General features: G+C 57.7%; 11 protein-coding genes. 6 read left to right on the top strand and 5 right to left on the bottom strand.

Features of this window, described 5'->3' with window-relative positions; genetic code table 11:
• Window positions 1–14: 14 nt before the first annotated feature.
• The 3 genes from AB1A64_RS04520 to AB1A64_RS04510 form a co-directional block, all read right to left on the bottom strand.
• Window positions 15–992, bottom strand: coding sequence for a MoxR family ATPase (locus tag AB1A64_RS04520; RefSeq protein WP_366550332.1), 978 nt, complete (start codon window positions 990–992; stop codon window positions 15–17).
• A gap of 119 nt (window positions 993–1,111) precedes the next feature.
• The gene (locus AB1A64_RS04515; RefSeq protein ID WP_366550331.1) at window positions 1,112–2,221 is read right to left on the bottom strand and encodes an acetoin utilization protein AcuC; all 1,110 of its coding nucleotides are present in this window, start codon (window positions 2,219–2,221) and stop codon (window positions 1,112–1,114) included.
• Between the two features lie 3 nt (window positions 2,222–2,224).
• A complete protein-coding gene (locus AB1A64_RS04510; RefSeq protein ID WP_366550330.1) occupies window positions 2,225–3,310 on the bottom strand; it encodes an AI-2E family transporter in 1,086 nt (361 codons plus the stop codon).
• Window positions 3,311–3,466: 156 nt separating this feature from the next.
• Here AB1A64_RS04510 and AB1A64_RS04505 point away from each other — a divergent pair, with 156 nt between their 5' ends.
• The 3 genes from AB1A64_RS04505 to AB1A64_RS04495 all read left to right on the top strand — a co-directional run bounded on the left by AB1A64_RS04505 (window position 3,467) and on the right by AB1A64_RS04495 (window position 6,517).
• Entirely contained in the window at window positions 3,467–4,333 is an 867-nt protein-coding gene (locus tag AB1A64_RS04505; RefSeq protein WP_366550329.1) for a YihY/virulence factor BrkB family protein, read from the top strand.
• On the top strand, window positions 4,330–6,231 hold the full coding sequence (locus tag AB1A64_RS04500; protein WP_366550328.1) for a multiheme c-type cytochrome: 1,902 nt from the start codon (window positions 4,330–4,332) through the stop codon (window positions 6,229–6,231). The genes AB1A64_RS04505 and AB1A64_RS04500 overlap by 4 nt, the downstream gene beginning before the upstream one ends.
• 97 nt (window positions 6,232–6,328) lie before the next feature.
• A complete protein-coding gene (locus AB1A64_RS04495) occupies window positions 6,329–6,517 on the top strand; it encodes a hypothetical protein (RefSeq protein WP_170505803.1) in 189 nt (62 codons plus the stop codon).
• A gap of 1 nt (window position 6,518) precedes the next feature.
• Here the strand turns inward: AB1A64_RS04495 and AB1A64_RS04490 are convergent, their stop codons facing one another.
• Together AB1A64_RS04490 and AB1A64_RS04485 are read right to left on the bottom strand one after the other, a co-directional pair.
• Window positions 6,519–7,235 carry an RlmE family RNA methyltransferase gene (locus AB1A64_RS04490; RefSeq protein WP_366550327.1) on the bottom strand — a complete coding sequence of 239 codons (717 nt, stop codon included), beginning with the start codon at window positions 7,233–7,235 and terminating at the stop codon, window positions 6,519–6,521.
• On the bottom strand, window positions 7,235–8,347 hold the full coding sequence (locus AB1A64_RS04485) for a Ppx/GppA phosphatase family protein (protein ID WP_366550326.1): 1,113 nt from the start codon (window positions 8,345–8,347) through the stop codon (window positions 7,235–7,237). Before AB1A64_RS04485 ends, AB1A64_RS04490 begins: the two co-directional genes overlap by 1 nt.
• A 242-nt stretch (window positions 8,348–8,589) precedes the next feature.
• On the opposite strand from AB1A64_RS04485, the gene AB1A64_RS04480 reads away from it, so the two are divergent.
• From AB1A64_RS04480 to AB1A64_RS04470, 3 genes are read left to right on the top strand one after another with little or no spacing between them, the layout of a single operon-like run.
• A complete protein-coding gene (locus AB1A64_RS04480; protein WP_170324990.1) occupies window positions 8,590–8,886 on the top strand; it encodes a virulence factor in 297 nt (98 codons plus the stop codon).
• A 26-nt stretch (window positions 8,887–8,912) separates the two neighbouring features.
• Complete coding sequence (locus AB1A64_RS04475) at window positions 8,913–9,839, top strand: methylenetetrahydrofolate reductase (protein ID WP_366550325.1); 927 nt, start codon at window positions 8,913–8,915, stop codon at window positions 9,837–9,839.
• Window positions 9,840–9,848: 9 nt separating this feature from the next.
• The gene (locus AB1A64_RS04470) at window positions 9,849–10,913 is read left to right on the top strand and encodes a methyltetrahydrofolate cobalamin methyltransferase (protein WP_366550324.1); all 1,065 of its coding nucleotides are present in this window, start codon (window positions 9,849–9,851) and stop codon (window positions 10,911–10,913) included.
• The last annotated feature ends 3 nt before the right edge of the window (window positions 10,914–10,916 follow it).

The following is a 10,916-nucleotide window of genomic DNA, read 5'->3' as shown; positions in this document are numbered from 1 at the left end:
CTCTTTCCGATCAATCAGGGCAGCGCCACTAGGCGCAGGATTTCGGTTATCACGTCGTCTGGTGTTTTGGCGCTTCCTTGCGCTTCAAAGCTAAGCGTGATGCGGTGGCGGAACACGTCGTGGGCAACGGCGCGAATATCAGCGGGGTCCACATAATCGCGTTCATTCATCCAGGCATGCGCGCGCCCGCATTTGTCCAACGCAAGCGATGCACGCGGGCTGGCACCAATTTCAATCCAACTGGCCAGCTCATCGCTGAACTTCTCGGGTGTGCGGGTCGCTTGCACCAGATCAGCCATGTATCGATCCATTGCGTCGGAGACATGAATCCGCCCAATCTCAAGCCGTGCCTGAAATACGGCGTCTTGTGGGATCGGGGTTCGGGTCTTTCTGAAAACGCCGGTCCCGGCGGCGATCTCTTCGCCGCGCACCAGCCGGATGACCTCAACTTCGTCTTCGACCGGGGGGTAGGTGATCTGGACGTGCATCAGGAACCGATCCATCTGCGCTTCGGGCAGCGGATAAGTGCCCTCTTGCTCAATCGGGTTTTGTGTGGCCATCACGATGAACAAAGGCTCCATCTTATGTGTGGTGCCCGAGACGGTGACTTGCCGTTCCTCCATCGCTTCCAATAGCGCGGCTTGGACTTTGGCAGGCGCGCGGTTGATTTCATCGGCCAGCACGATGTTGGCAAAGATCGGGCCTGGATCGAACCGGAACGTGCCGCCGTCACTGGTTTGCTGGAATACTTCGGTGCCTGTTACGTCGGATGGCAGCAGATCTGGCGTGAACTGTATCCGGCTGAAATCTGCATCAAGATTGCGCGCCATAGCTTTGACCGCACGAGTTTTTGCCAGACCAGGCAGACCTTCGATCAGAAGATTACCGTTTGCCAGCAATCCAATGAGCAACCGGTCAATCACCTCAACCTGCCCGATAATTGATTTCCCCATACGAGCTTTGAGATCATTTATCTGATTAAGTGCATTCATTTATTTGGTCCCATCGTGGCCAGATGTCAGAAAAAGACGTATCAGGGCTGCGCCGAAGCGGAATAGTCAGGAATATTTAATAAGGATCGAAGGTTAGCAGCGTTGCCGCCACCGATCCACTACGAAATCCGGGCCGCTAGATGTTGCAGGTCGGCCCGCAGTTCGGGGCGGATATCGCCGTGGTTCGGCGTGTCGCGCAAGGTTTCAAACCAGTGTCGCGGAGGGCGTTTTCCAGCCGCGCGGCTCCAGGTCAGGTCACCCAGCACTGATCGTGCTGTGGCATTCAGTGTCTCGGGTATGTCGATCTTGTTCAGGGTTGCCCAAACACCGCTCCACAGCCGTGCAACTGACCAGGGGTTATATCCGCCACCGCCCAAGACCAGCAGTCGGGACGCCATATCGCGCAGGTTGGCAACGGCGCGCCAGTGGGCGTTGTTGGATAGCGTCAGACGCGACAGCGGGTCCTCAGCCACGGCATCCGCACCGCATTGCAAAACGATGGCCTGTGGTCGAAATGATGCGGTCGCAGGTAGAATAAGTTGATCAAGAATGGCATCGAATTCGCCATCGTTGAGGTTTCGCCCAACCGGAAGGTTGAACGCGGCCCCACCTGCGTCGTCGGTCAAAGTTCCGCTGAATGGCCAACGCCGCGCTTCATGAACCGAGATCATGCGAACGTTGGTGGAACCGCGAAAGGCGGCCTCGACCCCATCGCAATGATGCGCGTCGATATCAACATAGACGATCCGGTCGAGGCCGTTTTTCAGTAAGGTTAGGATCGCCAATACCGGGTCGTTCAGATAACAAAACCCGTTGGCGCGGTTCGGCAGGCCGTGATGCGTGCCACCGGCCGGGCTGTAGACGATGCCTCCATCACGGATCAGCTCTGCCCCTAACATTGACCCGCCAGCGGCGGTGGCGGGACGTCTATACATTTCGGTGAAAACTGGGTTCGACAATGTGCCCAGCGCGTATTTCGCCCGCGTTTCATCCGAAACGGCTTGATCCTTTTCGGCCTGTTGTAACGCTTCGATATAATCAGGTGTATGAAATGCGTGAAGTGCAGCAGGTTTTGCGCACGGGCTGACGCGATAGTTCGAAGTCGTCAACCACCCTTGCGCCCGGCACAGATCCATGACGGTAGACACGCGCGGAATGGCCAGCGGGTGTTTTGAACCATAAGTCGAGCTGCGATATATCTCGGATCCGATGAACAGTGGCGCATGCATTGTCTAGCTAGCGGTTCCTTGACGGACGTCTTCCCCCAGCCTTCCGTCCAGGGACATCAGGATCGCAATCGGACGCAGGGCCGGAATATGGCTAAAGACGATCAGGATGCAAACGGTGAGCGGCACGCTGAGGAACGCCCCGATCAGACCCCAGATCGTGGTCCAGAACATCAGCGCCAAAATGACCAGAAACGTGGACATGTTCAGCGAACGTCCCAGCAGCGCGGGGTCCAGAAAGTTGCCGATCAGGAATTGAAGCGTGCCGCAGCCCAAGATGATCATCAGGAATGGTCCGATGCTTTCAAACTGCACCAACGCGATCAGGGAGGGGAAGATTACCGCGATGATCGAACCGATGGACGGGATGAAGTTCAGCGCGAAGGTCAGGACGGCCCAGGTCTCGGCGAATTCCAATCCCAGTATCTTGAAGACTGAGTAGCTGATGCTTGCTGTGATCAGGCTGATCAGCGTTTTCACCCCGACATAGCGTTGCAGGCTGAACGAGATCGCATCCAGAATGGCAGCGAATTCGATACCCGTTTTGGGGTCGCCCGCGGCCAGTTGAATCTTTTTGCGAAAGGCCAACCGTTCGGCCATCAGGAAGGCGACGTAAAGGCTGATTAGGAAAAACTGGTTTAACAGGGATGTAGCGCTGCCCAACAGAACGCGCGCGATATAAGACATGTCGATGTTGATCAGGTTGTCGCGGATAAATGTGGTCACGTCATTGCCAACCCAACCGGTAACTCGGTTGACCGTCTCGTCGAACTGGTTTTCGTAAGTGCCGATTGTTCGGGCGAATTGGGTGGCCTGACTGCCCAGAATATACATGATCACGAACAAGCCGGCCAAAACGACGGTGACACCGGCCACATTGGCCAACCACACCGGCATGCGGGTCAGGGCGATGATCCGGTCGCTCAGTGCTATGATCAGGACATTGACCAACAAGGCCATGGTCAGCGGGATCAAAAACGCCGAACCGGCGTATAGCCCCAGCACCAGCAGCGTTGCCACAATCGACACGTCGCGCACAACGGAAAGCTTCAGCTTTGTCGGTGTTGCGGTTTCGTCATTGTCCAGTGTCATAGCTTGGCCTGTCTCGGGAACTGTCCTTGGCGCGTATAGCGATCCTGCACAGCAGAGCCGGATTATGCAATGCGTCCAGACCTTTGTCTGAGATTATTTGCGTAGTTCGCGGGATTGCCGGTTCTTTGGGTGCCACAGGCAGGTTAGGCTTTGGGAATGAACGCGCGTGTGATTCCTTATTTGAGCAGACCGGTTCGGGCACTTTGGGTGGCCATTGTCCGCTTTGACGCCAAGAACGGCTTTGTCATGAGCAGCCATGTCGCCATGTCTCTGATGTTGGCGCTTTTTCCGTTTGCCCTGTTTACCGTGGCTTTGGCAGGTTCACTGTCACAGGATTACGTCACCGACGAATTGATCGAGCTGATTTTTGGCGCCTGGCCAAAGGATGTGGCCGGGCCCATTGTGGCCGAGCTGCGCTCGGTCCTGACGGAATCCGGTTCAGGGGTCATTACTCTGGGCGGTTTGTTGGCGGTGTTTTTTGCCTCGAACGGAGTATTGGCCGTGCGCAAGGCGATGAATCAGGCCTATCACGACCACGACAGCTGGCCGTTTTGGAAAACGCGCTTGTTATGTCTTGGGTTGGTAATTGTTGGTGGCGTTACAATCATGATCATTGCAGCGGTTGAAGTGGTTCTGCCGGTCTACACGCAATTGGTGTCCGAGAAGACGGATGTGAACGTGTCTGATTGGTTGTCCGTGGACCGCTTGCGCTGGACGTTTACGGTGGCCGTTCCCGCAGGTGTTGTAGTCTTGGCGCATCTGGTCTTGCCAACAGGAAGGCACAAACTGCGCCAGATTCTGCCGGGTGTTGTGTTGACGCTTGCCCTTTGGGCTGCAGGCGGGTGGGGGTTTTCAGTTTATATCGCACAGTTCGCTTCGTACAGCGCCACCTATGCTGGTCTGGCGGGGGCGATGGCCGCGCTGATCTTTCTGTATCTGTGTGCCGCGATGCTGATCCTGGGCGCCGAATATAACGGGGCGTTATTGGATATGCAGGATGAGCTGGATGGGCAGGCGGCGTGAGAAAAGTAATACTCCTTTTCGGGCTGCTTGCACCGGTTTGCGCATTTGCTCAATCGCCCGAGTATGTCGGCTCGGACCAATGTATCGCGTGCCACAAGGCTGAGGTCGAGGCCTGGTCTGCATCCCATCACGCTTTGGCCTGGACCACCGTAGAAGACGGGCACATCGCGGCTGATTTTGACGGAACGCGTTTTGACCATGATGGAATGTCTGTCGAGTTCAGCCAGACAGGCGATATGGTGCAGGCCCATGTGACCGAAAAGGATGGTTCAACAACCCCTTACGATCTGCATTCAGTGATCGGTATTGATCCGTTGCAGCAATACTTGTTCGAAACCGAACCCGGCCGTTTGCAGAGTTTCGATGTGGTTTGGGATACAAGCGAACAGCGGTGGTATCACCTCTATCCCGATCAGGACCTTCCCCCGGATGATGGTCTGCACTGGACCGGGCCGTATAAGAACTGGAACGCTCGTTGCGCTGAATGCCACGCGACCGGGTTTGAAAAGAATTACGATGGGCAGACCCGCAATTACAGCTCAGTTCAAGCTGAGATTGGGGTCGGGTGCGAGGCCTGTCACGGCCCATCCTCGGCCCATATCGACTGGACGCAAGGTAGAAATATCAGCGCTGACCTGAGCGAGTTTGGGTTCACCATGAGTTGGGGAAAAGGCCGGACCGAGGAGGAGATTCAGCAATGCGCCGGCTGTCATTCCCGGCGTGAAGCGCACGGCGACGGTAACCCGGTGCCCGGAACGCCCTATCATGATGCCTATAACCTCTCGGTGCTGCGCCCCGGTCTCTATCACCCAGACGGGCAGATTTTGGACGAAGTCTACGTCTATGGCTCATTTCTGCAGTCCAAGATGTATGCGCAGGGCGTCGGGTGCACGGATTGCCATGACCCGCACAGCGCCGAGCTTAAGGCCGAGGGCAACGGCGTGTGTACCCAATGCCATTCACCGGCAGGGAATCCCGATTTTCCCACCCTGATAACCAAAGACTACGATACGGCAGCACATCACCATCACCCGGACGACAGCGCAGGCGCCCAATGCGTATCGTGCCATATGATCGAGCGCGTCTATATGGGTGTCGATTGGCGACGCGATCACAGCTTTCGCATCCCGCGCCCTGATCTGGGGTTGGGGCAGGACGCCTGTACCGATTGCCACCAATCCGAAGATCAAGCCTGGGCCGCGGGACAGATCCAAGGGTGGTTTCCTGACTCCACCCAACGTACTGAACATTTCGGGACGACGTTTCAGGCGGCTCTGACCGGGCAGGCTGACGGACCAGAGGCTTTGCTGGACATTGCGACTGACCCGAACATGGCTGGCATCGTGCGCGCGACGGCGGCGTATCTGCTGCAGCCCTTCGCATCGCCCGAGGTTGCGGCAAAAACGGCACCATTGTTGTCGGACACTAACCCCTTAGTGCGCGCCAACGCAGCACCGTTGCAACGTGAGGCAGCGCTGCCGGACCGGGTGGGGCGGTTGGAACCGTTGCTGTCTGACCCGATGCGAAACGTGCGTATTTCTGCCGCCAAAGAGTTCCTGAGCATCCCGGCTCAGGCGCTGACACCGGACCAGCAAACACAAGTGGCGCAAAGTATGGACGAATGGCAGGGATCAATCGCGAACCGGCTGGATTTCCCGGAAACCCACCTTGTTCTGGGTGGAATGGCCCTGACGTTCCGCAACGCGCCAGCGGCCGAGCAAGCCTTTCGCGAGGTCGTCACCTTGGACCCGCAGCGCGCCGAAGCCTGGCCGATGTTGGTGCAACTGGCCCAGATCAATCGCGGGATCGAGGCTGCGCGCAACGTGTTGCAAGAGGGGCTGAGCATACTGCCCAACGATCCGGGGCTGTTGCAACTCAAGGCGCAGCTGACCCCGTAATCCGGCATGGCGAGGCCCGGTTTTCGCCACGTTACCGGCAGATTTCGGGGTTAACCAAGGGGCAATGTAGAAACGCCGCCAGACCCCGAGGTGACCCATGTCTGACAAACCGGTTCACACATCGCAGCTGCAAAATCCTCTGTCCCTGGGTCAGAGGATCGCTGATCTGCAAGCCAGAAAGCCAGAATATATCAACCATGGCGAAGCCCTGCTGTTGCAAAGCACAGCCGCCGCGTCGCTGCGCGAGCAATTCCTGACCGGCGATCGAAGCTGGCTTGATGATTAAGTCAGCCGCGGAACCCCGTGGCGACGACAAATTTTTCGGAACTGTCAGACCGTGACGCGGGCGGCTTTACGTTTGCTACCTTTTCGAACTTCTGCTTCAACAGCTTTTGCAGATCGCCCTCGGCACCTCCGGCCAGAACCTTGGCGACAAACGTCCCGCCTTCTTCCAAAACGTCAAAGGCGAAATAAGCCGCAGTTTCGCACAAGGCCATGATCCGCAAGTGGTCGGTCTGCTTGTGCCCGGATGCCGAGGCCGCCATGTCCGACATCACCACTTCGGCCTTGCCGCCCAGCCAGTCTTTGACCTTCTGATCCGCGTCATCTTCCATGAAGTCCAGTACATGCGCCTCGGCACCAGCGACGGGTTCAACCTCTTGCAGATCGACGCCCAGAACGGTTCCAATCCGTTTGCCAGATCGCTCACCCAGCGCATTGACGCGTTTAACGGCTACCTGCAGCCAGCCACCGGGCGCACAACCCAGATCGACCACGCGCGCACCGGGAACGAGAAAGCGGAACTTGTCATCCAGTTCCAAAATCTTATAGGCCGCGCGTCCGCGATAGCCATCCGCTTGCGCGCGCTTCACATATGGGTCGTTCAACTGCCGCTCAAGCCAACGGGTCGAGCTGAGTTTGCGCCCACGCGCTGTCTTGACCTTAACCTTCAGGTCGCGCTGCCCGCGGCCTGAGTTGCTTTTGCCACTTGGTGTCTTCGCCATTAGAACGGTCCGTCTTCCAATACACCGTCCGCACTCATCTGCGCATAAAGCAGGCCTTCGCGCAGCCCACGATCCGCCACGGAAAGGCGGTCAGTAGGCCAGCAGCGGAGCAATGCCTGCAAAATGGCTGAGCCGGACATGATCAGGGCCTGCCGGTCATCGCCGATACGCGGATCTCGCCGCCGCCCCAGTGGGCCGAGTTCTAAGTATCCCCGTATGACTTTGTCAATCTGATCGCTGGTCATGCGCAAACCGTCCACTTTGGTCCGGTCATAACGCTTTAGCCCCAGATGCGAGGCGGCCACGGTCGTTACCGTGCCGCTGGTGCCGACAATCTGAAACCCTTCGCGGGCCTGTTCGTCCTTGTAAGGGGCAAAATCCGCTAGATTTTCTTCAAAGAACCAGCTCATCAGCGCGAACCGGGCCGAGTCGTCTTCGACATCATTGAACTGGTCACGCAGCGTGGCCACCCCCAGTGGAACGCTAATCCAATCCACCACTTTGGCTGCCGGAAAGGGGCTGTCGACCGTATGAAACCCGTGGTGCAGCCGCATGATCGCCGCCGGCCGATCCCGACGCGGCACGGTTGAGACGTCGATCCACACCAACTCGGTCGAGCCGCCACCGATATCCACGACCAACAACTGTTCGGTCTTGGTCGACACCAGCGGTGCGCACGAGATCACGGCCAGGCGGGCCTCTTCTTCAGGCTGGATGATTTCCAGGTTCAGGCCAGTCTCGCGCTTTACCTGCCGGATGAAGTCGCGTGAGTTTTTGGCGCGCCGACAGGCTTCGGTCGCGACAAGACGCATCCGTTTGACCTTGTTTCGCTTCAGTTTTTGCTGACAGATGCGCAGCGCCTGAATGGTGCGCGCCATCGATGACCGAGACAGCCGTCCGGTCCGTTCCAGCCCCGCACCCAGTTGCACGGATTTGGAAAAGCTGTCTACCACATGAAACCCGCTGCCCTTGGGCTGGGCTATCAACATGCGGCAGCTATTTGTTCCCAGATCCAGCGCCGCATATAACGCATCAGGATCGGGTCTTGCCGGCGCGGGGCTTTCGACCGCCTTGGGGAACGCGCCCGCACCTTTGGGACGCTTGGGCGCCATATTTAACGCCCTCCGATTTTCGAGTTACCCCGACCATAGGTCGGCCAAATGCTTCGTGCAAGACGCTCATTAAAGTGATGAGTATTTTGATGTGCGCATTTGCGCGAGAATTGGGTACAAGCGCCGTATCCTGTGGGGGTGCAAAAAGGTCGCTTGAAAGACTGCTTGTGTCGAAAATCGACCGACCTTGGCCCATATAGAAGTCTAGAACCGATCCATCTGGTTAGGAGGAATCAACGGCAATGCCTGACGTCACCATCGTATATTGGCGCGATATTCCCGCCCAAGTCATCGTCGGCAAAGGCCGTCGTGGCGCAAAGCGGCAGTTGGAGGAGCGGTTCGAACAAGCCATCGACCGGGCTGCGATGAAGGTGAACGCCAAGGACAGCGATGCCTATCTGGCCGAATGGCGCAAAGCCGAACCCTTTGCTGTCGAGGGCGACCCGTCCGAGATTGCAGAGGCAGAGGCCGTGCGTTTGGAAACGGAATACGATCAGGACCGCATCAAGGCTCTGATCGCCAATGACGGTTGGGCATGAGCCCAAAATCTATATGGGAGGCCGCAATGGCTTTGCTGAACTTCAAGAAACGTGATGCGGTCGAAAACGGCCCTGTGAATCCGACCGTCGAAGCCTTTTTGCAAGGCTATTCGATCGAGGTGATGCCACGCACCGCCGAAAAGGTCGAAGATTTCCGCGCGCTGCTGCCCGAAGGCACCCGCGTCTACATCGCCCATATCGAAGGCACGCCCATCGAGGATATGGTTAAAACCGCCAAGCGGATCGCCGAGGAAGGCTATCCAGTGATGCCGCACTTCCCGGCGCGGATCATCAAGGATGCGGCGACTTTAGAAAACTGGATCTCGATGTATCAGGGCGAGGCAGGCGTTGATCAGGCGCTGCTGCTAGCCGGTGGTGTCACGACTCCGCATGGTGATTTCGACAGCTCGATGCAGCTGCTGGAAACCGGTCTGTTCGACAAGGCGGGCTTTAAGCGTCTGCACGTCGCGGGCCATCCCGAGGGCAACAAAGACATTGACCCGGATGGCTCGACTAAAAATGTTGACGACGCGCTGCATTGGAAGCAGAAATTCAACGAAACTACCGATGCCGAAATGGCGCTGGCAACCCAGTTTGCTTTTGACGCCAAGCCGATCATCGCATGGGCCGACAGCTTGAAAGAAGCGGGTATCGACTTGCCGATCCACATCGGTATCGCAGGTCCGGCAAAGCTGCAGACCCTGATCAAATTCGCTATTGCATGCGGCGTTGGCCCATCGCTGAAAGTTCTGCAGAAGCGGGCCATGGATGTCTCCAAGCTGTTGCTGCCTTATGAGCCGACCGATGTTGTGACTGAGCTGGCCAACCACAAGGCGGCCAACCCGGATTTCAACATCACCAACGTACACTTCTTCCCGCTTGGCGGCATCAAGACCAACGCCAACTGGGCGATCAATAACGGCGGCGCTTCGGCAAAGCCTGTAAACGCTTAAGGAACGGACATGACCCGTACAGTCGTAGAATCAAAAACAAAAACAGCCGTCCTGGGATTTGACGAACCGTTCTGCGTGATCGGTGAGCGGATCAACCCGACCGGCCGCAAAAAACTGGCCGCGGAACTGGAGGCGGGCGATTTCTCGACCGTTGAGAAAGACGCCATCGCACAGGTCGCAGCAGGTGCCACCGTTCTGGATATCAACGCAGGCGTTGTCTACAACTCGAACCCCAACCCGAACGAAACCGAGCCGCCGCTGATGCGCAAGATCGTTGAGTTGGTTCAGGGGCTTGTCGACGTGCCGCTGTGCATCGACTCGTCGGTTCCCGGTGCGCTGGAGGCTGGACTTGCAGCGGCTGAGGGCCGTCCTCTGCTAAACTCGGTCACAGGTGAAGAGGAACGTCTGGAACTGGTTCTGCCGTTGGTCAAGAAGTACAACGTGCCGGTCGTGGCGATCTCGAACGATGACACTGGGATCTCGGAAGACCCCGATGTGCGTTTTGCCGTTGCCAAGACCATCGTAGAGCGCGCCGCTGATTACGGCATTCCAGCGCATGACATCGTGGTCGATCCCTTGGTCATGCCCATCGGTGCTATGGCGACTGCCGGTCAGCAAGTGTTTGCGCTGGTCCGCCGTCTGCGCGAGGAACTGGGCGTGAATACCACGTGCGGTGCGTCCAACATCTCTTTTGGTCTGCCGAACCGTCACGGCATCAACAACGCTTTCTTGCCGATGGCAATGGGCGCCGGCATGACCTCGGCGATTATGAACCCGGTGGCTTTGCCGACAAACCAAAAGAAGATTGCCGAGAAGAAAGAGGCCGTCATAGCCGCTGGCATCATCCTGCCCGAAGGCATGGATGACGAGGCTTTCGTTCAGATGTTCGGTTTGGGCTCGACCAAGCCGCGCGCCGGTAAAGAGATGGAGGCCATCCGTGCCGCCAACCTGCTGACCAACAACGACCCGCATGGCGGGGAGTGGATCAGGTTCAACAAAGCGCCGGACGAAGCGGGAGCCGCGGGCGCCGCTGGTGGCCGTCGCGGTGGTGGTCGTCGTCGCCGCGCCTCCTGATCT

The sequence above is a fragment of the Ruegeria sp. ANG10 genome (assembly GCF_040705255.1).
Taxonomy (GTDB): Bacteria; Pseudomonadota; Alphaproteobacteria; order Rhodobacterales; family Rhodobacteraceae; genus Ruegeria.
The sequence above is the reverse complement of the archived record's forward strand: the minus strand, read 5'-3'. Positions and strand labels throughout refer to the sequence as shown.